The following is a 21,096-nucleotide window of genomic DNA, read 5'->3' as shown; positions in this document are numbered from 1 at the left end:
GACAACCCTATGCGGCGCGCCTATGCGAGCCAGCGCAGCAGGGCGGCCTCGGCGTCGACGTACTGCTGCACCGGGCAGCGCTCGTCGTCCATGTGGGCCAGGTTGGGGTCTCCGGGCCCGTAGTTGACGGCGGGGATGCCGAGCGCCGAGAAGCGGGCGACGTCGGTCCAGCCCTCCTTGGCGCTCACCGGCACGCCGAGCGCGTCGATGAACGCCTTGGCGGCCGGCAGGAGCAGACCCGGGCGGGCGCCGTCGGCGGCGTCGGTCAGGTTGACGTCGAACCCGTCGAAGACCTGGCGCACGTGGGCCAGGGCCGCGTCGGTGTTCTTGTCGGGGGCGTAGCGGTAGTTGACGGTGATGACGCAGCGGTCGGGGATGACGTTGCCGGCGATGCCGCCCGTGATGCCCACGGCTTGGAGGGCCTCGTGGTAGTCGAGCCCGTCGACGGTGATCGTCTCGGCCTCGTAGGCGGACAGCCGGGCCAGCACCGCACCGGCGTCGTGGATCGCGTTGTGCCCCTTCCAGGGCCGAGCCGAGTGCGCGGCGATGCCCTTGGTCGTGATCTCGACCCGCAGCGTGCCCTTGCAACCGCCTTCGATGGCCCCGTTGGTCGGCTCGAGCAGCACGGCGAAGTCGCCGGAGAGCTGGTCGGGCGAGGTGTCGGCGAGACGGGCGAGACCGTTGAACTTCCCGTCGATCTCCTCGCACTCGTAGAAGAGGAAGGTGAGGTCGCGGGCCGGCTCGGTGACCTCGGCCGCGATGCGGAGCATGACGGCGACGCCGCCCTTCATGTCGACCGTGCCGCGGCCCCAGAGCACATCGTCGACCGTGCGGGTGGGCAGGTTGGGCACATCGGTCAGCGGCACCGTGTCGATGTGACCCGCGAGCACGACTCGCTCGTCGCGTCCGAGCGACGTGCGGGCCACGACGGTGTTGCCGTCGCGGGTCACCTCGAGGTGGGTGAGCGCACGCAGCGCCGCCTCGATGGCGTCGGCGAGCGCCTCCTCGTCCTGGCTCACGGACTCGATGTCGCAGATCGCCGCGGTGAGCGTCGTGACGTCGGCGCCGAGGTCGAGGACGGGGCCGGTCGCGGAGGTCGGGTCTGCGGGCAGCGGGGTCGACGGCATACGGGAAGGCTAGCGGCCACACCCTGCGCCGGGCTCTCGGAGTCCGCTCCGCGGGTGCGTGTGCCGACCCGGCACGCTGCCCCATATCCTTGCCGCCATGTCGGAGCGCAGCGCATGGGGTCACGGACTGACGACGATCACGGATGACGGGCAGGTGCTCGACACCTGGTTCCCGCAGCCGGCGCTGGGCACGGCACCCGCCGACGCGGTGGCTCCAGAGGCCCTCGAGGCCCTGACGGGCGCCGACGAGGCCCGACGGGTGAGCACCGAGGTGCGGCTCGTGGAGATCGACCTCGACGCGGCACCCGCCGACGCCCCTGACGCGTACCTGCGCCTGCACCTGCTCTCGCACTGCCTCGTGGCGCCCAACACGATCAACCTCGACGGCATCTTCGGGGCCCTGCCCAACATCGCGTGGACCAGCGCCGGCGCGTGCGCCGTCGAGGGCTTCGAGCAGACCCGGCTGCGCCTGCGCGCCCGCGGCCAGCAGGTCGCGGTCTACGGCGTCGACAAGTTCCCGCGGATGACCGACTTCGTGGTCCCCCAGGGCGTACGCATCGCCGACGCTGACCGCGTGCGCCTCGGCGCGCACCTCGCCGCCGGCACCACCGTGATGCACGAGGGCTTCTGCAACTTCAACGCCGGCACGCTCGGAACCTCGATGGTCGAGGGCCGCATCGTGCAGGGCGTCGTCGTCGGCGACGGCTCCGACATCGGCGCCGGCGCCTCGATCATGGGCACGCTCTCGGGTGGCGGCACGGAACGCGTGAGCATCGGTGAGCGTTGTCTGGTCGGAGCCAACGGAGGCATCGGCATCGCCCTCGGCGACGACTGCGTCGTCGAGGCCGGGCTCTACGTGACGGCGGGGACCAAGGTAACGCTTCCCGACGGGTCCGTGGTCAAGGCCAAGGAGCTGTCGGGATCGAGCAACATCCTGTTCATCCGCAACAGCGTCAGCGGTGCCGTCGAGGCCCGCGACCGCAAGGGGACGGGCATCACCCTGAACGCCGCCCTCCACGCCAACGACTGACCCGAACCGGAACCCCGACCCACCCACCGGTTCAGACCAGAGCCGGACCACCTGAGGACCCCATGCCGACGACCCGACCGGGCCCCACCCTCGCCGAATCCCGCGACCGCGGAGGTTCACGCGGGCGCGCCCCCGTGCGCCGTCGGCGACGCTGGGTGACCATGCTCGTCGTGCTGGCGCTCGTCGGGACCGGCGGCTGGTTCGGTGCCCGCTTCCTCATCTCCAGCGTGGTCAACCCGCAGTGCACCATCAAGGCGTCGGGCATGACCGAGACGTTCGACCCCGACCAGACGGCGAACGCCGCGCTCATCGCCGCCCTGTCGGTCAAGCGCCAGATGCCGCCGCGCGCCGCGACCATCGCGCTGACGACGGCCTTCCAGGAGTCGAAGATCCGCAACCTGCGCTACGGCGACCGTGACTCGGTGGGCCTCTTCCAGCAGCGGCCGAGCCAGGGCTGGGGCACCGAGTCGCAGATCCTCGACCCCGTCCACGCGACGAACGCGTTCTACGACGCCCTCGAGAAGTTCAGGGGCTACGAGACGGCCGACATCACCAAGATCGCCCAACGCGTGCAGAAGAGCGGCTTTCCCGAGGCCTACCGCGACCACGAGGGTCAGGGCCGCGTGCTCGCCTCGACGCTGACCGGCCACTCCCCCGCGGGGCTCACCTGCAGCCTCGACGCGGTCAAGCAGGCGGTCGCCCCCTCCCGCGTGGTCGGCGACCTGTCGCAGCAGATGGGCGTCACCTCCGCCCGCCCGGGCGGCGGCGGCGTGATCGTCAGCGCCGCGGACGCCACGACGGCCTGGGCCGTCGCGCACTGGGCGGTCGCGCGCGCCGAGATGTACGGCGTCACGTCCGTCTCGATCGGCGAGCGCACCTGGGACCGCGGCCACGGCGACGAGGGCTGGTCGGCGGGCACGGCTGGGACGACGGTCACCGTCAAGCTCGGCTGATCCCACCCGTTTGAGGTATACGCGCGGCAGGAACTGCGGCGCGCATACCTCAAAGCGGTGGTCAGCCGGTCGCCTTGTCGAGGTGCTGCAGAAGGTCGTGCGCCGCGAGCTCGACGTCCTTGTGCCGCCACTCCGACGCGCGGTAGACGCAGGCGATGAGCGCCGTGCGGTGCACCCGCCGCAGGTCGCCGTAGACGAACGCGTAGCGCGCCTTCGTCTCGTCGTTCGCGCCCTCGGTGAGCCCCAGGTGCCACGCGGCGTAGTCGTCCCACGAGTGCCGTTCGAGGTACGCGTTCTGGGCCTCGGCGTCGGGCTGCGACTGCCCCCAGTCGCTGTCGAGGACGTACTGCCGCTTGTCGATGAGCTCGCGGCACCGGGCGACCGCCGCGTCGTTGACGAGGTACTTGGCCATCGACCCATCATGCCGATGCCCCCGTCCCTTGCGGGGCGGGGGCATCGGGTGGATCTCGGTTCGGAACGGCCTCAGGCCGTTCTGGGGCCGCTCAGGCCGGGTAGCTGCGCTCGGCCTCGCCGGTGTAGATCTGGCGCGGGCGGCCGATCTTCGTCTCGGGGTCGTTCATCATCTCGCGCCACTGGGCGATCCAGCCCGGGAGGCGACCGATGGCGAAGAGCACCGTGAACATCTTCGACTCGAAGCCCATGGCCTTGTAGATGAGGCCGGTGTAGAAGTCGACGTTCGGATAGAGCTTGCGCTCGACGAAGTAGTCGTCGGCCAGGGCGATCTCCTCGAGGCCCTTGGCGATCTCGAGCAGCGGGTCGTTCTGGCCGAGCTTCTCGAGGATGTCATCGGCGGCCTTCTTGATGATGGCCGCACGCGGGTCGTAGTTCTTGTAGACGCGGTGCCCGAAGCCCATGAGGCGGACACCGTCCTCCTTGTTCTTGACCTTCTCCATGAACTTCTTCGGGTCGTCGCCCGACTCGTGCAGCTTGCCGAGCATCTCCAGCACGGCCTGGTTGGCGCCGCCGTGGAGCGGGCCCGACAGGGCGTGGATGCCGGCCGAGACCGAGTTGAAGAGGTTCGCGTGGGCCGAGCCGACGAGGCGCACCGTCGAGGTCGAGCAGTTCTGCTCGTGGTCGGCGTGCAAGATGAAGAGCAGGTCGAGCGCCTTGGCGACGGTCGGGTCGACCTCGTAGGGCTCGACCGGGTAGCCGAACGTCATCCGCAGGAAGTTCTCGACGAACGACAGCGAGTTGTCGGGGTACATGTACGGCTGGCCGACGCTCTTCTTGTGGGCCATCGCCGCGATGGTCGGCAGCTTCGCGAGGAGGCGGACCGTCGAGATCTCGACCTGCTCCTGGTCGAACGGGTCGAGGCTGTCCTGGTAGAACGTGCCGAGCGCCGAGACGGCCGAGCTGAGCACCGGCATCGGGTGGGCGTCACGCGGGAAGCCGTTGAAGAAGGCGCGGAGGTCCTCGTGCAGCATCGTGTGCCGGCGGATGGAGTCCTCGAAGCGCGTCAGCTCCTCGGGCGTCGGCAGCTCGCCGTAGATGAGCAGGTAGGCGACCTCGACGAACGTCGACTTCTCTGCCAGCTCGGCGATCGGGTAGCCGCGGTACCGCAGGATGCCCTCGTCGCCGTCGATGTAGGTGATCGCGCTCTTGCACGATGCGGTGTTGACGAAACCGACGTCGTAGGTGACGAGGCCGGTCTCCTTGAGCAGGGAGCCCACACCGAGCCCGTCGTTGCCCTGGACGGCGTCGACGCCCGGGAACGTGAGTTCCTTGTCTGCGACCTTGAGTGTCGCTTCCACTGCCTTCGTCACTGTTCCTCGCCTCCTGTCACTCCGGCCCAAAGACGCCGGACGTATCCGCGAGCGACGTTACCCCAGCGTGCTGGCGGCCGAGAACACAGGTCCATCCCCGGGCCACCGCACGCACACCCGCCGTGACGGGCGTGACGCACGGGGTCAGAGGCGTTCGCAGGCTGCCGCGATGCGCTCGTCGGTGGCAGTCAGGGCGATGCGCACGTGCTGGGCGCCGGCAGCGCCGTAGAAGGAGCCGGGAGCCACGAGGATGCCGCGGTCGGCAAAGTCGGAAACCGTTGTCCAGCAATCCTCTTCGCGGGTGGCCCACAGGTAGAGCCCGGCCTCGGAGTGGTCGACGCGCAGCCCCGCACGGGTGACCGCCGCGAGCAGCTGCTCACGCCTCCTGGCGTATGCCGCACGCTGCGACTGCACGTGGGCGTCGTCGCGCAGGGCGACCGCCATCGCGTGCTGCACGGGTGTGGGCATGATCATGCCGGCATGCTTGCGCACCTCGAGGATCGTGGTGACGATCGCGGGGTCACCGGCGACGAAGGCGGCCCGGTAGCCGGCGAGGTTGGACTGCTTCGAGAGGGAGTAGACGGCGAGGAGCCCCGTGTGGTCGCCGTCGCAGACGTCGGGATGCAGGATGCTCGGAGTCGCGGTGCCGGACTGGCCGTCGCGCCAGTCGAGCTCGGCGTAGCACTCGTCGCTCGCGACCACGACGCCGTGCTTTCGGGCCCAGTCGACGACCTTGCGCAGGTGGTCGACGCCGAGGACCTGGCCGTTGGGGTTGCCGGGACTGTTGAGCCACAGCAGCTTCGGCGTCGTGGACGCCGTGAGGGGGCCGAGGCTCGTCAGCGACTGCGCGACGACGCTCGTCGCGCCGGCGATGCGGGCGCCGATGTCGTAGGTCGGGTAGGCCACGGCCGGGATGCCGACGACGTCTCCGGCGCGAAGGCCGAGGAGAGTGGGCAGCCAGGCCACGAGCTCCTTGCTGCCGATGGTCGGGAGCACGCCGTCGGTCGTGAGGCCCGTGACGCCGCGCCGGCGCTGGAACCACTCGACGACGGCCTCACGCACGTCGGTGGTGCCGACGGTCAGCGGGTAGCCCGGGGCGTCGGCCGCCTCGGCCAGCGCACGGCGTACGACCTGGGGGGTGCCGTCGACCGGGGTGCCGACCGACAGGTCGACGATGCCCCCCGGATGCGCGACCGCTCGCGCCTTGTACGGCGCGAGCGAGTCCCAGGGAAAGTCAGGAAGGTCGAGCCCACGAACGGGCCCACCGGGAGTCGTCACTCGTCGTGTTCCTGCGGCGGCAGGGCCTCGATGAGCGGGTGGTCCTTGTCGATGACGCCGAGCTTCGCCGCGCCGCCGGGGCTGCCGAGGTCGTTGAAGAACTCGACGTTGGCGTTGTAGTAGTCGGCCCACTGCTCAGGCACGTCGTCCTCGTAGTAGATCGCCTCGACGGGGCACACGGGCTCGCAGGCGCCGCAGTCGACGCACTCGTCGGGGTGGATGTAGAGCGACCGCTTGCCCTCGTAGATGCAGTCGACCGGACACTCCTCGATGCAGGCACGGTCCTTCAGGTCGACGCAGGGCTGGGCGATGACGTAGGTCATGGGGAGCGGGACCTCCTGTGGAGCGTTCGGGAGCGGATGCTGCACCGCCTAGTATGCCGGACATGAACGGCGAGCCCACGCACGGCCCCACCGATGAGACCCACTCCGACACAGGCTCGGAGACCGGCTCGGAGCCGACGGCTCTCGGCAGCAGCGACACCCCCGGGCACCGCCTCAGCGCGGGCCTGGCGATCGGCAACCGCGTCGTCGTGCGCTACCGCCTCGAGGAGGGCGCGGAGGCTGCCGCGACCGACTTCGTCGGCGAGCTCGTCGCCCGTGACGCCGACTTCCTCATCGTCGACACGAAGACCGAGCGCGTGAAGCTGATCCGGGCCGACATCCTCGCCGCCAAGCCCGTTCCGCCGCCCGCGAGCCGTGCCGGGAGGCCGCACGAGCGGGTCTCGGCCGACGACCTCGAGAAGCTGATGGCGAAGGGATGGCAGCCGGTCGACCGCGGCGGCGTGGGCGACTGGGTGCTGCGTGCCTCCGACGGTTTCACCGGCCGCGCCAACTCGGCACTGGTCGTGGGCGACCCGTCCCTCCCGGTCGACAAGGCGATCGACTTCGCCGAGAAGTGGTACTCCGACCGAGGCCGGCCCGCGATCTTCCAGGTGCACGGCGACACCGGCTTCGACCCGGCCGATCAGCCCGCTGTCGCGGCCCTGCTCGAGCGCGGCTACGTGGTCGGCGGGGGCCGGGAGAGCTGGCAGCGCGTTCTCGTCATGACCGGCCCGTCCGCGGCGGTCCCACCGCTGACCGAGCAGTCGGCGCCCGTCACGGCGGACGCCGAGCTGCAGCTCGACTGGCTGACCACCTACGGCCAGCAGCGCTCCATCGTGCCGGGAGCCACCGAGGCGGTGCTCACCGGCAGCGACGGCCAGCTCTTCCTGTCGGTGCGCGACCCGGAGAGCACGGCGATCATCGGCCTCGCCCGCCTGGCGATCCACCCCGGCTGGGCCGGGATCTTCGGCCTCTGGGTGCACCCCGACCACCGGCGTACCGGCCTGGCCACGACCATCGTGTCGGCGGCGGCGATGGTGGCCCGCGAGAACAACATGCCGGCGATGTACATCCAGGTGTCGGGTGACAACGCCGCGGGCGTCGCGTTCTGGACGGACCTCGGCTTCACGGTGCACCACGAGTACACCTACCTCGCGAAGCCGTCCGCCTGACCGGCCGTCACGGCGGGGTGGCCGCCGGGTTGGTGCAGACGATGTGGTCCTCGGGGATGTAGTGCGTCCGGACGGACTCGCTCTTCACGAGCGTGGTCGTGGCGTGACGAAACCACTGGCGGGTGACCGTCACGTCGAAGCCCGGGTTGGGCTGCTGCGGGTAGCACTTGAGGCTGTTGATGCGAATCGTCTTGGCAGGCACGATGTTTCGCCGCGGACCCTTGACCGACTTGATGTCCCACGTCTTCGTGCTCCAGATGCGACCGTGGACGAAGCCGCCCTCGACCCAGGTCTGGAGGAGCATCCCGTAGGACGTGTCGTTCTTCCACCTGTTGTCGACGGTCGGCCAGTACACCGTCGCCTCGCGCCCCTCGGGGTAGCGGGGGATGAAGAAGGCGTGCGCGGTGAACTCCTGGATGTCGGCCCCGGCGAAGTAGGCCATGTTGTAGATGACCGTCGAGACCTGGCTGATGCCGCCGCCCGTGCCCCGCGTCAGCCGGCCGTTGATGATGACGGTGCCGTCGGCATACCCCTTGTCGGTGGTGCGCTCGCCGAGGATCCCGTTGAGGCTGAAGGTGCCTCCCGGGGGGACGTAGGTGCCGTTGATCCGCTTCGCCGCCACGACGAGGTTGCTGGTGCGGGTCGGGTCGTTGGTCGGGAAGGGGCTCTTGAAGTCGACGACGACCGTCGTCACGCCGGCCTTCTGGGCGTCCTGACTCGTGAACGGCGGACGAGCGACGGTGGCGCTCACGTCGACCGTGCGGTTCGTGCCCGAGATCGCCGCCACGACGCGCTTGCCGATGGCGTCCTCGTCGACGGCGAGCCCGTCGACCGAGGGCACCAGGCGGGGCTTGCCGTCGGCTGCCTCGAAGACCCAGCGGGCACTGCTCGCCGCGCGGGTGGTCGCCCGGACCTTCGTGGAGACCAGCCGCGTCAGCGCCGGCTGGTCGAAGGCCGGCTTGAGTCCGCCGGCGCCGTCGGGCACCACCGAGACCATGGAGGCGTACTCCGCCGGGGTGAGCACGGCCCGGGTGGTGCCGCTGACGAGCGTCAGGGGCCCTGACATCGCGGTGCTGCCGAACTGGTCGGCAACCTGCTGGACCGTCTCGGCGCTGACCTGCGGGTCGGTGTCGCGCACCGCCGCGGCCGCCTCGGTCGCGTCGGGGAAGGCCTTGCGCAGGGCGAGCTTCGTGGCCGCGATGTCGAGCGTGCGCCCGGGCACCGGCAGGTCGACGGCGACGGAACCACCGGGAAAGGTCACCCGGCCCTCGACGGGCGCCACGGCGACGCTGGGAGCGAGCCTCTCGAGATAGGCGGTCAGCCGGTCGTCGTCGCCGCTCGTGAGCAGGGGCGCCTCGACCGATCCGGTCAGCTTGTCCCACACCCGCCTCGGGTCGAGCGTGAATCCGGTGAGTCCGTCGAGGGATCGGTCGGCGTCGACGCTCAGGCCGGCCTCACTCGGCACGACCTCGACTGGGTCTGCGCGCCCGGGCACGGTGAGCGCGATGGGCGTTGCGAGCAGTGAGCGCGAGCCCTTGTCGATGGCGGCGCGTGCAGCCTCCGGCGTCATGCCGCCGATCTGGATGTCACCCACGGACACCGACGCCGGCACGTGCTCGGCCGACCAGGTGCAGAGCCCGACGTAGCCGCCCCCGAGCACGACGACCGCGACGAAGAGGCGAAGCGCGGTGGAGCTGCGGTCGCGGCGATGGTCACGGTTCGGCACGTACGGGTCGTCGGACATCGGCTCTCCGGTCGGCGGATCAAGGTGCCACGACCGTAGTGCCAGCGGCCCTGCTTTTCGGCGAGGCGCGTCCCGCGCGATCAAAAGTACGCGCAGTCACGCCGCCCGCGTGACGGGGTGTTCTCTCGATCGAACCCCAGCCAATCGAACGTACGCGCGCGCCCACGGCCCGCGTGACGGGGTGCTCTCTCGATCTGGCTAGGTGAGGAGGTCGGTGCCGTGCTGGCCGGTCGGTCGCCACGTGAGCGGGTCGACCTGGCGGAAACCTTCGCGCGCGGTCGTGCGCACGGCGATGAGGTTCGAGAGGGCGTGCACGTCGTCGCCCGCGACGAGCACCTGCGTGGCGTGGGCGCGCAGCGCGTCGTTCTTCACCGCCCGCGCGGCGTCGTCGTGCACGACGTGGCTGACGGCCCCGTCGTCGACGACCGAGGGCGGGAACGGGTGGTCGGCCGCGGGCACGACGAGCCGTGGGGCCCGCGGACCTCCCGCAGCCACGACTCCGCCGAGCTCGGGGTCATGCCACCACCCGTCGGTGGCCAGCAGCGCCGGGTCGGCGGCGGCCAGCCACGCGCGGTCCTCGCTCGCCCACCCGACCGGCGTCACGATCTCGTAGGTGCGCTCCGGCAGCTCCGAGGCCTCGAGCAGCTGGAGCGCGCGCCGGGTGACCCGGTGCGTCTGGATGTGGTCGGGATGCCCGTAGCCGCCGTGCTCGTCGTAGGTGACGACGACGTCGGGTCGGACCTGGCGCAGCACGTCGGCGACGAGGGCACCGGCCTCGTCGAGGTCGGCTCGTGCGAAGGCCTCTGCGCGGGCAGCCGCGGGCGAGCCGGCCATGCCCGAGTCGCGGTAGCGCGAGAGCCGCCCCGAAGACGCATCGGCCCCGAGGACGTGCATCGTCGCGCCGATGCGTGACAGGGCGCGCACCAGCTCGCCGTGCCGGTAGGCGCCCAGGCGGTCGGACAGATCGGCTTCCAGGTGCGCGAGCGACGGCGGGATGACCTCGCCCTCCTCGCCGAGCGTGCAGGTCAGCACGTGGACCTCGTCTCCGCGCGCCACGTGGTGGGCCATCGTGACGCCGCAGGTGAGCGTCTCGTCGTCCGGATGGGCGTGGACGAAGAGCAGGCGCGGCACGTGGTCCCTCTCGTTCAGGTCGGCTCGGTCGGCTTGCGTCAGCGCACGGACGCGGTGGCGAGGTCGACGATGCCACCCACGCTGTGGTCTTCGTAGGACCTGACGCCGGCGCCGTGGAGGTAGAGGGCCTTGGTGGCGGACAGGGCGATGTAGCCGACCTGGCCGCGGATGGTGCTGTCGGCCTGCTGCCACACCTTGGCCCGGGCGGCCGGGTCGGCCGTCGCGTCGGCCTTGTCGATGAGGGAGTTCAGGGGGTCGCTCGAGAAGTAGCCGACGTCCTGGCCGGGGCCGGACGAGTCGATGTTGATGCGCGAGTCGAAGAGCGCCGGCAGCACGCCACCTGCGGACGGCCAGTCGGGCGTCCACACCCCACGGAAGACGTCGTAGGAGTCGACCGACGTCGGCTTCTCGATCTCCTCGTAGTACTCCTCCGGGGCCACGCCCTTCAGATCGACATCGAAGCCCGCACGCTCCCACCCGGCGGCGAGAGCGGCGTACGCCTTGTCGGCGAGCACCGAGCGGGCGTAGACGACGCGGAGCTTGACCGGCAGCTTGACGCCGGCCTGCTGGAGCATCCGGCGGGCCGCCTCGGGGTCGCCCTCGACGCCGTTCGCCGAGGGCGGCCGGACCGAGTCGGGGTAGACCGTCGGCGACAGGATCGACCACGTCGGCGTGCCCGCGCCCTCGCCGCCGGTGGCCGCGACGTAGGTGGCCCGGTTGGTCGACGTCGCGAGCGCCTTGCGCACGGCGGKGTCGGCCATCGCCTTGCTGCGCATGTTGACGGCCAGGTAGTCGACGCTGCCCGTGAACGGGAACGTCAGCCGCGCCTGGAGGTCGGTGCCGGCCTGGTTGCGCAGCGTGGGGCTCGCCTGCACCCACGAGACGGCGTACGCGTCGTCGGCCTGCTGGTTGAGCAGCCGCTGGATGACCGTGGACTCACCGAGCCCGGAGGTCACCTGGATCTCGTCGGGGTACGCGTGCCGGATGGGGTCGGAGCGCGGGTCCCAGTGCTCGTTGCGCACGAAGGTGCCGCCCTTGCCGACGACCCACGGCGCCTTGAGGCGGTAGGGCCCGCTCGACATGACGGCATACGACGCCTTGTCGGTCTTCGTGTCGGACGACGCCTTGCGGGGGGCGAACTCGGGCAGCGCGACGATGTGCGGGAAGTCCGGCTCGGCGTCGCGCAGCTTGAAGGTGACCGTGCGGCCCCTGCACGAGACGGCGCGGTCGAAGTCGGCCTGGTGCGCGGTGTCCGAGGGCCCCGCGTAGACGGGCTTCTCGAGGCCCTCGGCGGTGACGTGCGTCGGCATGTCGAGCAGGTAGCTGGCGTAGTTGGTGCCCCCCACGTGGGTGCGCCGGTCGAAGGTGCGCGCGACGCCGTGGCGCACGTCGTCGCAGCTGATCGGCGAGCCGTCCTGCCACCTGAGGCCCTCGCGGAGGGTGAAGCTCCACGAGCGGGCGCCGTCGGACGGCGTGCCCGCGTCGGTCGCGAGGTCGCCCTGCACGTCGCGCTGGTGTGCCCCGGTGCCGTATGCCGTGAGGCCCCGGACGAACGTGCGCTGGGCGAAGAAGGCCTCGGGCCCGACGTACATCAGCTGCGGGTCCCACGTCGCGACGGTGCCTGCAACGAGCACCTGCAGGGTGCCGCCGGGCTGCCCGGCGGCCGACGCCGACGGGGCGGGCACGGCAGCGCTCTGCGCCGACGTGTCGCCCGCGGCGGTGCACGCCGCGGCGCCTGCTGCCAGGAGGGCAGCACCGACCCCGACGGCCAGCGACCGGCTCAGTCCGCCAACCACGCGCCCCACGACAGGCACGGGTCGGTCAGCCCTCGGCCTTCGCCGCCGAACGCGCGCGAGAAGCGGTGCGAGCGCGCTCGCCGGCGTCGAGGACGACCTTGCGGATGCGGACGGTCTCGGGCGTCACCTCGACGCACTCGTCCTCGCGGCAGAACTCGAGGCTCTGCTCGAGGCTGAGCTTGCGCGGGGGGACGATCTTCTCGAAGTTGTCGGAGGAGGAGGCGCGCACGTTGGTGAGCTTCTTCTCCTTGGTGATGTTGACGTCCATGTCGTCGGCGCGGGAGTTCTCGCCGACGATCATGCCCTCGTAGACCTCGGTCGTCGGGTCGACGAAGAGCGTGCCGCGCTCCTGGAGGTTGACCATGGCGTAGGAGGTGACGACGCCCTTGCGGTCCGAGACGAGCGAGCCGCTCGTGCGGGTCGTGATCGCGCCGAACCACGGCTCGTAGTCCTCGAAGACGTGGTGGGCGATGCCGGTGCCGCGCGTCTCGGTGAGGAACTCGGTGCGGAAGCCGATGAGGCCACGGCTGGGCACGAGGAACTCCATGCGGATCCAGCCGGTGCCGTGGTTGGTCATCTGCTCCATGCGGCCCTTGCGGGCGGCCATGATCTGCGTGATGGGGCCGAGGAACTCCTCGGGGGTGTCGATGGTGAGGCGCTCGACGGGCTCGTGGACCTTGCCGTCGACCTCGCGCGTGACGACCTGCGGCTTGCCGACGGTCAGCTCGTAGCCCTCGCGGCGCATCTGCTCGACGAGGATGGCGAGCGCGAGCTCGCCTCGGCCCTGCACCTCCCACGCGTCGGGACGCTCGGTGGCCAGGATGCGCAGCGACACGTTGCCGATGAGCTCCTTGTCGAGGCGGTCCTTGACCATGCGGGCGGTGACCTTCGAGCCGCGCACCTGCCCAACCATCGGGCTGGTGTTGGTGCCGATGGTCATCGAGATGGCCGGCTCGTCGACCGTGATGAGCGGCAGCGGGATCGGGTTCTCGGCGTCGGCGAGGGTCTCGCCGATGGTGATGTCGGGGATGCCGGCGACGGCGATGATGTCGCCCGGGCCGGCCTCCTCGGCGGGCTTGCGCTCGAGGGCCTCGGTCATGAGCAGCTCGGTGATCTTGACGCGCTGCTGGGAGCCGTCGTGACGGCACCACGTGACCTGCTGGCCCTTGCGGATCGTGCCGTTGTGGACGCGGAGCAGGGCGAGGCGGCCGAGGAAGTTGGACGCGTCGAGGTTGGTGACGTGGGCCTGGAGCGGGGCCTCGTCGTCGTAGGTCGGGGCGGGGATGGTCTCGAGGATCGTCTCGAAGAGGGCCTCGAGGTCCTCGCCCACGGGCAGGCCACCGTCGTCGGGGCGCTCCGTCGACGCGCGGCCGGCCTTGGCCGAGGCGTAGACGATCGGGAAGTCGATCTGCTCCTCGGTGGCGTCGAGGTCGAGGAAGAGCTCGTAGGCCTCGTCGACGACCTCGGCGATGCGCGAGTCGGGACGGTCGACCTTGTTGATGCAGAGGATGACCGGCATCTTCGCGGCCAGCGCCTTGCGCAGCACGAAGCGGGTCTGCGGCAGCGGGCCCTCGGACGCGTCGACGAGGAGCACGACACCGTCGACCATGGACAGCCCGCGCTCGACCTCGCCACCGAAGTCGGCGTGGCCGGGAGTGTCGATGATGTTGATCGTCACGCCGTCGGCGAGACCGCGGTCGGAGGCCGCCTTGCCCGTGTAGTGCACCGCGGTGTTCTTCGCGAGGATCGTGATGCCCTTCTCGCGCTCGAGGTCACCGGAGTCCATCGCGCGCTCGTCGACGTGCTGGTGCTCACCGAAGGCACCGGACTGCCAGAGCATCTTGTCGACGAGGGTGGTCTTGCCGTGGTCGACGTGGGCGACGATGGCGACGTTACGGATGTCCGCGCGGGTCTTCATGGGCATGAGGAACAGTCTCTCAGGGTTTGGGGGGTGGTCCGGACCACGGCTCGGGGTGGGACCGGTGGTGGTGCCAGCGGTGCGTGAGGGGACGTCAGGTCCTGCCGGGGCGGCCGAGAACGGCCTCTAGCTGCTCGACGATCGGCAGGTCGGCCGGCAGCCAGGCCACGGCGCGCAGGTCGTCGATCGCCAGCCACCGCAGCTCGTCGTGGTCCTCGATGGGAGCCGGGGTGCCCTCGACGACCTCGGCGAGCCAGACCAGCATCTCGTAGCGGTCGCCCAGTGGCCAGGTGCTGCCCGGCAGCGGCCCGGGCAGGTGCGCTCCGAGCTCCACGCGGACGCCGAGCTCCTCGAGAACCTCTCGGTGCAGGGCCGACAGCGGCGACTCGCCCTCGTCGACCTTGCCCCCGGGCAGCTCCCAGCCCCCGGCCAGCGCGGCGGGCTCGGTGCGTCGGGCGGAGAGCAGCCGGGTGGGCCGCACGAGGTCGTCGACGATGGCCGCCCCGACGACGAGGCGGACTGGCGGGCGGTCCGAGGTGCTCATGGCGACGTCGATGGTGCCACACGGAGGCATCGGATCGGTGCGCATCGGTGGGCCGCGACCCGGCCACTCGGCATACGTCCGGGGTTTACTGGGGGGCATGACACGACTGCTCACCGACGAGGAGATCGAGCGGCAGCTCGGCGACCTGCCCGGCTGGACGCGTGACGGCGACACGATCCGCGCCTCCTACGAGGCGCCGGACTTCCTCACCGGCATCTCCCTGGTGCAGGAGGTGGGCTCGGCCGCCGAGGCGATGGACCACCATCCCGACGTCGACATCCGGTGGCGCACCGTCAGCTTCGCGCTGTCGACGCACTCCGAGGGTGGCCTGACGCAGCTGGACGTCGAGCTGGCCCACCAGATCAGCCAGGAGGCCGCGCGCAAGGGAGCCACCGCCTCCGGCTGACGTCCTGAACGCAGGGCAGGGGGCACGCGGCCTCGTAACTTAGGATTGCCTCATGCGATCGCACTCACGCTCCGGCTCGCGCGCCGAGTCCCAGGAGGGTCATAGTCCCTGGCCGGACCCCGTCCGGCCGTCCCCGCCCCACCGCCTGCTCGTCCGGATGGTGATCGCATGAGCACCGCCCTCGGCATCGGCCTGGGCATCCTGCTGATCCTCGCCCTCACCGCGGCGACCGGCTACTTCGTGGCGCAGGAGTTCGCCTACGTCGCCGTCGACCGCAATGCCCTCCGGCAGCTCGCCGACGACGGCGACGCTGCTGCCCAGCGCGCCATGAAGGTCACCTCGCAGCTCTCCTTCACCCTGTCGGCCGCCCAGTTCGGCATCACCGTGACCGCGCTGCTCGTCGGCTACGTGTCCGAGCCCCTCGTGGGCGAGGGGATCGCCGAGCTGCTCGACCCGTCGATGTCGTATGCCGCTCGGCTCAGCCTGTCGGTCACCGCGGTCCTCGTCTTCTCCACGATCGTGCAGATGGTCTTCGGCGAGCTCGCCCCGAAGAACCTGGCGATCGCGCGCACCGTGCCCCTCGCCCGTGCCCTCAGCCGCTCGACCCTCGCCTACCTCAAGGTGTCGGGCCCGCTGGTGCGCCTCTTCGACCGCGCGTCGACGGCCCTGCTGCGCAAGGTGGGGATCGAGCCCGTCGAGGAGCTCGAGCACGGCGCCACCGCCGAGGACCTCACCCGCATCATCGACGAGTCCCACGCCGGTGGACTGCTCGACGACGACCTGTCCGACGTGCTCGAGGGCGGACTTCGGTTCCGCGAGCTCGACGCCGGCGACGTGATGACCCCCCGCGTACGCGTCACGACCGTTCGCGCCGACGCCTCGGTGTCGCAGCTGGTCGAGCTGCTCGACACCGGCTGGTCGCGCTTCCCGGTGACGGGCCGCGACGGCGACGACATCGTGGGAGTGGCCGGCATCGCCGAGGTGCTCTCGGTCGAGCCCGGGCAGCGGTCCACGACGACCGTGGGATCCATCGTCTCCGACCCGACGGTCGTGCCGACGAGCGCCCCGCTCCCCCGCGTGCTCGAGCAGATCCGCGCCGACCATCGGCAGCTGGCCGTCGTCGTCGACGAGCACGGCGGCTTCGCCGGTATCGTCACCTTCGAGGACATCGCCGAGGAGGTCGTCGGCGACATCCTCGACGAGGACGACGCCCCTCAGCCGGGCGTCGTCGAGGCCGGACCCGACACCTGGGTGGTGCCCGGTCACCTGCGTCTCGACGAGCTCGACACCGCCAGCGAGCTGACCCTACGCAGCAGCGACGAGTACTCCACGGTCAGCGGTCTCATGCTCGAGCACCTCGGTCGCACAGCGGTCGTCGGTGACGACGTCGTCGTGGAGGCGAGCCGCGAGGTCGTCACGGACCGCCACCGCGACCTCGACGAGTCAACCGGCACCGACGACGCCGACGACGCCGACAGCGACGACCCGGCCTCCGCCGCGAGCGGTGACGACGAGCCCCGCCACCTGCCCGTGTCGGTGCGCCTGACGGTCGAGACGGTCGAACGGCACGTGCCCTCCTCGGTGCGCGTCGAGGTGCTCGACCTCATGTCAGACCTCGAGGCCCTCGCCGCCGACGGCGACGATCCGGGTGATGCCGTGTGGCCCCCGGCCGCCGACGAGCGCACGGAGGCCGGCCGATGATCACCGCCCTGCTGGTCTCCGTGCTCCTGCTGGTGCTCAACGCCTTCTTCGTCGCGGCCGAGTTCGCCGTGGTCGCGAGCAAGCGGCACCGCCTCGAGACCCTCGCCGAGCGTGGCTCGGTCGCCGCGCGAGCCGCGGTGCGCGCCAACCGCGAGCTGTCGCTCATGCTCGCCGGAGCCCAGCTCGGCATCACCCTGTGCACGCTGGGGCTCGGCTCGCTCGCCAAGCCCGCGGTTGCCGAGCTGCTGACGCCCGTCTTCACCTTCGCGCGCCTCCCCGACGCGGCGGCATACGTCGTCTCCGTCGTGCTGGCCGTCGGCATCGTCGTCTTCCTGCACATGGTCGTGGGCGAGATGGCGCCCAAGTCGTGGGCCATCGCGCACCCGGAGCGGTCGGCGGTGCTGCTCGCACTGCCGTTCCGCGGCTTCGCGTGGGTGGCCCGCCCGGCCCTCAGCCTGCTCAACGCCATGGCCAACGGGTGCCTCCGGCTCGTGGGGGTCACGCCCCAGAACGAGCTCGGTCAGGTGCACGGCCCCAAGGAGCTCCAGCTGCTCATCGCGAGCTCCAAGGAGCACGGCATGCTCGCCGAGCCCGAGCACCGCGTGCTCGCCGGCGCGATCGACCTCGACACGACACCCCTGACCGAGGTCGTCGTGCCGATGGACCAGGCGATCGGGGTCCCGACCTCCGCCACCTGTGCCGAGGCCGAGGCCCTCTCGCGCGACACGGGCCGTTCCCGGCTGGTCGTGCGCGAGGGTGGTCGACCGGTCGGCCTCGCCCACGTGCGCGACATCGTCCGCGCGCCCGGGCAGGCCCCCGTCACGACGGTCACGTCACCGGCGCTGCACGTCGACCAGGGCCTCTCCCTGCTTGACACGGTGTCGCTGATGCGGGCCGCGCACGCCCAGCTCGTCATCGTCGACGGGCCCGCCGACCCCGTCGGCCTGGTGACGATGGAGGACCTCCTCGAGCGTGTGCTGGGCACCTTCGAGGACGAGACGGACCCGTCGGCCGAGTCCTAGCCGGACGCGTACGCGGACACACCGGGACACCGGGTCGGACACACCGGGACAGACCGGCGCCGGGACGCAGCACGTGTCCCGACGGCGGCAATCTTCCGGTCGCGCGGGCCAGATCGCCGGAAGATATCCTCCGCGTCACGATTCGGCCACGTCGGTTGCTGCCGGTGGCGCGCCGTTGAAAGATGGGGCGCGCGGTCATGGGGGACGGTAGGTTTCGGCTGCACATCAGCATGTTGGCGGCCGACCGGTCCCCGGCACCGATCACGACCCGGAGGTGACGGCACGTGAGCACTCCCCTGGAGACCGAGCCCGGGGCCGCGACTGCGGCACCAGAGCTGGTGCTCGTGGGCGAGAAGCGGATCGAGGGACGTTCGCTCGGCCAGATCGCCTGGGCGCGGCTCAAGCGAGACAAGGTCGCGCTCGGCGGCGGCTTCTTCGTCCTGTTCCTCATCCTGGTCGCCATCTTCGCCCCGCTCATCGTGGGCCTGCTCGGCCACGAGCCGAACGAGTTCCACCAGGAGCTCGTCGACCCCGACCTGCAGGTGCCGACGGCCCGCTTCGGCGGCGTCTCGTGGGACTTCCTCTTCGGTGTCGAGCCGGTCAACGGGCGTGACCTCTTCAGCCGCGTGCTCTACGGCTCGCAGATCTCGCTGCTCATCGCCTTCCTCGCCACCCTGCTGTCGGTGGTCATCGGCACGGCCATGGGTGTCATCGCCGGCTTCGTCGGGGGCGCCGTCGACGGCCTCATCAGCCGCCTGATGGACATCTTCCTGGCGTTCCCGCTCATCGTCTTCGCGCTCGCCCTCGTCGGTGTCATCCCCGACTCGGCCTTCGGCCTGCACGGCGACTCTCTCCGCATCGCGGTCATCGTCTTCATCATCGGGTTCTTCAACTGGCCCTACATCGGGCGCATCGTCCGCGGCCAGACACTGTCGCTGCGCGAGCGCGAGTTCGTCGACGCGGCCCGCAGCATGGGTGCTCGCACTCCCTACATCCTCGTCAAGGAGCTGCTGCCCAACCTCGTCGCGCCGATCCTCGTCTACGCGACCCTGCTCATCCCGAGCAACATCCTCTTCGAGGCGGCACTGTCCTACCTCGGAGTCGGCGTCCAGCCGCCCCGCGCGACGTGGGGAGGCATGCTCGCCGACGCGGCGCGCTGGTACCAGGTGGATCCCTGGTTCATGCTCCCGCCAGGCCTGGCCATCTTCGTGACGGTCCTCGCCTTCAACCTCTTCGGGGACGGCTTGCGTGACGCCCTCGACCCACGGTCTCGGTAACCTCCGCGACCCGCACTTCCGCTGTACTGAAAGCAAGGAGCGCAAACACAGATGAAGAACACACGCATCATGGCAGTCGCCGCGGCGGCCGCCCTGGCCCTGGGGCTGTCCGCCTGTGGCGGTGGCGCCAGCAACACGGGCACAGGCTCCGGCACTGGCGGCAGCGGTGGAGGCAGCTCTGCGCAACCCGCCGCCGATGCCGCGATCGGCAAGATCTTCAACGCCTCCGACAAGAAGGGCGGCACGCTCCGCTTCGGCATGGCGGGCGACTGGGACTCCGTGGACCCGGGCGACACCTACTACGGCCTGTCCTGGAACTTCCTGCGCAACTACGCGCGCACGCTCGTCGTCTTCAAGGCCGCTCCGGGGGCCGAGGGCGCCAAGCTCGTTCCCGACCTCGCCACCTCCCTCGGCAAGCCGAGCGACGGCAACAAGACGTGGACGTACACGCTGCGTGACGGCCTCAAGTACGAGGACGGCTCGCCGATCACGAGCAAGGACGTCAAGTACGGCGTGGCGCGCTCGCTCGACAAGGACACGTTCCCGAACGGCCCGACGTACTTTAACGACTTCCTGGCCGACGTGCCCGCCGGCTACTCGGTCTTCAAGGACAAGAACCTCGACAACCTCAAGTCGATCGAGACGCCCGACGACAAGACGATCGTCTTCAAGCTGAAGACGGCGTTCTCCGGCTTCGACTACTTCGCCCAGCTGCCCTCCACGGCCCCCGTGCCGCAGGCCAAGGACACCGGCACGAAGTACAAGGAGCACGTGATCTCGAGCGGCCCGTACAAGTTCTCGGTCTACCAGCAGGGCAAGCGCATCGAGCTCGAGCGCAACACCAACTACGACCCGGCGACCGACCCCGAGTCCGGCCGCAAGGCGCTGCCCGACAAGATCACCGTCGAGCTCGGCCTCAACGCACCCGACATCGACAACCGCCTCCAGAGCGGTGGTCTCGACGTCGACATCGCCGGCACCGGCGTCCAGGCGGAGTCGCAGGGCAAGATCCTCGCCGACCCGACCCTCAAGGCCAAGACCGACAACGCGTCGGCGGCCCGCACCTGGTTCTCGGTGCTCAACAGCGATGTCGCCCCGCTCGACAACATCGACTGCCGCAAGGCCGTCGTGCTCGCCTACGACAAGACCGGCTACCAGCGCGCCTACGGCGGCAAGACCGGCGGTGACATCGCCACGAGCCTGATGCCGCCGAACGTCCCGGGTCACCTGGACATGGACCTCTACAACTTCGCCAGCAAGCCGCAGGGCGACGTCGACGCCGCCAAGGCCGAGCTCGCGAAGTGTGGTCAGCCGAACGGTTTCGAGACGAACATCTCCTACCGCACCGAGCGTCCCAAGGAGAAGGCGACGGCCGAGTCGCTCCAGCAGTCGCTGGCCAAGGTCGGCATCAAGCTGACGATCAAGCCGTACCCGACCGCCGACTACACCAAGCTGTACGCCGGCAAGCCGGACTACGCGAAGGCCAACAAGCTCGGCATCATCGTCTACGGCTGGGGTGCTGACTGGCCCGACGGCTTCGGCTTCATGAGCCAGATCACCGACAGCCGCGTCATCCGCCCGTCCGGCAACACGAACCTCGGCATCAAGGTGCCTGCGGTCGACGCCGGCATCGACAAGGCGATGTTGGAGAACGACCAGACGAAGCGCGAGGAGATCTGGGGCACCGTCGACAAGTCGGTCATGGAGGCCGCTGCCGTCATCCCCGGTGTGTGGTCGAAGGGTCTGCTGTTCCGTCCCGACACGATCACGAACGTCTTCGTCAACGACGGCTTCACGATGTACGACTACGCCGCGATGGGCGTCAAGCAGTAACACGCTTTCTCGCACGTCACCGCACCACGCCCGACCCACCTGAAAGTAGGTGAAGGC

Annotated in this window: 18 protein-coding genes; 8 read left to right on the top strand and 10 right to left on the bottom strand. The window is 70.4% G+C overall.

Features of this window, described 5'->3' with window-relative positions; translation table 11 throughout:
* Positions 1-20 precede the first annotated feature (20 nt).
* On the bottom strand, positions 21-1,127 hold the full coding sequence (dapE, locus tag AC1DE0_RS02295) for a succinyl-diaminopimelate desuccinylase (RefSeq protein ID WP_478096688.1): 1,107 nt from the start codon (positions 1,125-1,127) through the stop codon (positions 21-23).
* A gap of 97 nt (positions 1,128-1,224) precedes the next feature.
* On the opposite strand from dapE, the gene dapD reads away from it, so the two are divergent.
* Complete coding sequence (gene dapD, locus AC1DE0_RS02290; protein ID WP_478096686.1) at positions 1,225-2,157, top strand: 2,3,4,5-tetrahydropyridine-2,6-dicarboxylate N-succinyltransferase; 933 nt, start codon at positions 1,225-1,227, stop codon at positions 2,155-2,157.
* Between the two features lie 62 nt (positions 2,158-2,219).
* Positions 2,220-3,110 (top strand): hypothetical protein, encoded by an 891-nt coding sequence (locus AC1DE0_RS02285; protein ID WP_478096684.1) that lies wholly within the window; start codon positions 2,220-2,222, stop codon positions 3,108-3,110.
* Positions 3,111-3,171: 61 nt separating this feature from the next.
* Here AC1DE0_RS02285 and AC1DE0_RS02280 read toward each other — a convergent pair whose 3' ends face one another.
* The 4 genes from AC1DE0_RS02280 to fdxA all read right to left on the bottom strand — a co-directional run bounded on the left by AC1DE0_RS02280 (position 3,172) and on the right by fdxA (position 6,495).
* Positions 3,172-3,522: a hypothetical protein gene (locus AC1DE0_RS02280; RefSeq protein ID WP_478096682.1), complete on the bottom strand. Its 351-nt coding sequence runs from the start codon at positions 3,520-3,522 to the stop codon at positions 3,172-3,174.
* Positions 3,523-3,613: 91 nt separating this feature from the next.
* Complete coding sequence (locus AC1DE0_RS02275; RefSeq protein WP_478096680.1) at positions 3,614-4,894, bottom strand: citrate synthase; 1,281 nt, start codon at positions 4,892-4,894, stop codon at positions 3,614-3,616.
* 144 nt (positions 4,895-5,038) lie between these two features.
* Positions 5,039-6,172: a succinyldiaminopimelate transaminase gene (gene dapC / locus AC1DE0_RS02270; RefSeq protein ID WP_478096678.1), complete on the bottom strand. Its 1,134-nt coding sequence runs from the start codon at positions 6,170-6,172 to the stop codon at positions 5,039-5,041.
* Positions 6,169-6,495 (bottom strand): ferredoxin, encoded by a 327-nt coding sequence (gene fdxA / locus AC1DE0_RS02265; protein ID WP_020143133.1) that lies wholly within the window; start codon positions 6,493-6,495, stop codon positions 6,169-6,171. Before fdxA ends, dapC begins: the two co-directional genes overlap by 4 nt.
* A 62-nt stretch (positions 6,496-6,557) precedes the next feature.
* Here fdxA and AC1DE0_RS02260 point away from each other — a divergent pair, with 62 nt between their 5' ends.
* Complete coding sequence (locus tag AC1DE0_RS02260) at positions 6,558-7,667, top strand: GNAT family N-acetyltransferase (protein WP_478096676.1); 1,110 nt, start codon at positions 6,558-6,560, stop codon at positions 7,665-7,667.
* Between the two features lie 7 nt (positions 7,668-7,674).
* Here AC1DE0_RS02260 and AC1DE0_RS02255 read toward each other — a convergent pair whose 3' ends face one another.
* From AC1DE0_RS02255 to AC1DE0_RS02235, 5 genes are all read right to left on the bottom strand, one after another.
* Entirely contained in the window at positions 7,675-9,411 is a 1,737-nt protein-coding gene (locus AC1DE0_RS02255; protein ID WP_478096674.1) for a VanW family protein, read from the bottom strand.
* Positions 9,412-9,609: 198 nt separating this feature from the next.
* Positions 9,610-10,542: an N-acetyl-1-D-myo-inositol-2-amino-2-deoxy-alpha-D-glucopyranoside deacetylase gene (gene mshB, locus AC1DE0_RS02250; protein WP_478096672.1), complete on the bottom strand. Its 933-nt coding sequence runs from the start codon at positions 10,540-10,542 to the stop codon at positions 9,610-9,612.
* Between the two features lie 38 nt (positions 10,543-10,580).
* Complete coding sequence (locus tag AC1DE0_RS02245) at positions 10,581-12,338, bottom strand: ABC transporter substrate-binding protein (protein WP_478096670.1); 1,758 nt, start codon at positions 12,336-12,338, stop codon at positions 10,581-10,583.
* 25 nt (positions 12,339-12,363) lie between these two features.
* Positions 12,364-14,262, bottom strand: coding sequence for a translational GTPase TypA (typA, locus tag AC1DE0_RS02240; protein WP_478096668.1), 1,899 nt, complete (start codon positions 14,260-14,262; stop codon positions 12,364-12,366).
* 88 nt (positions 14,263-14,350) lie between these two features.
* Positions 14,351-14,800: a (deoxy)nucleoside triphosphate pyrophosphohydrolase gene (locus AC1DE0_RS02235; RefSeq protein ID WP_478096666.1), complete on the bottom strand. Its 450-nt coding sequence runs from the start codon at positions 14,798-14,800 to the stop codon at positions 14,351-14,353.
* Positions 14,801-14,897: 97 nt separating this feature from the next.
* On the opposite strand from AC1DE0_RS02235, the gene AC1DE0_RS02230 reads away from it, so the two are divergent.
* The 5 genes from AC1DE0_RS02230 to AC1DE0_RS02210 all read left to right on the top strand — a co-directional run bounded on the left by AC1DE0_RS02230 (position 14,898) and on the right by AC1DE0_RS02210 (position 21,039).
* Entirely contained in the window at positions 14,898-15,206 is a 309-nt protein-coding gene (locus AC1DE0_RS02230; protein WP_478096664.1) for a 4a-hydroxytetrahydrobiopterin dehydratase, read from the top strand.
* A 168-nt stretch (positions 15,207-15,374) separates the two neighbouring features.
* On the top strand, positions 15,375-16,907 hold the full coding sequence (locus AC1DE0_RS02225) for a hemolysin family protein (RefSeq protein ID WP_478096661.1): 1,533 nt from the start codon (positions 15,375-15,377) through the stop codon (positions 16,905-16,907).
* The gene (locus tag AC1DE0_RS02220; protein WP_478096658.1) at positions 16,904-17,929 is read left to right on the top strand and encodes a hemolysin family protein; all 1,026 of its coding nucleotides are present in this window, start codon (positions 16,904-16,906) and stop codon (positions 17,927-17,929) included. Before AC1DE0_RS02225 ends, AC1DE0_RS02220 begins: the two co-directional genes overlap by 4 nt.
* 284 nt (positions 17,930-18,213) lie before the next feature.
* Entirely contained in the window at positions 18,214-19,206 is a 993-nt protein-coding gene (locus AC1DE0_RS02215) for an ABC transporter permease (RefSeq protein ID WP_478096656.1), read from the top strand.
* A gap of 51 nt (positions 19,207-19,257) precedes the next feature.
* Entirely contained in the window at positions 19,258-21,039 is a 1,782-nt protein-coding gene (locus tag AC1DE0_RS02210; RefSeq protein ID WP_478096654.1) for an ABC transporter substrate-binding protein, read from the top strand.
* Positions 21,040-21,096 lie beyond the last annotated feature (57 nt).

The organism is Terrabacter sp. 05T424 (genome assembly GCF_056396225.1).
Note: the sequence above shows the minus strand (reverse complement) of the source record. Positions and strands in the feature narration are given on the sequence as shown.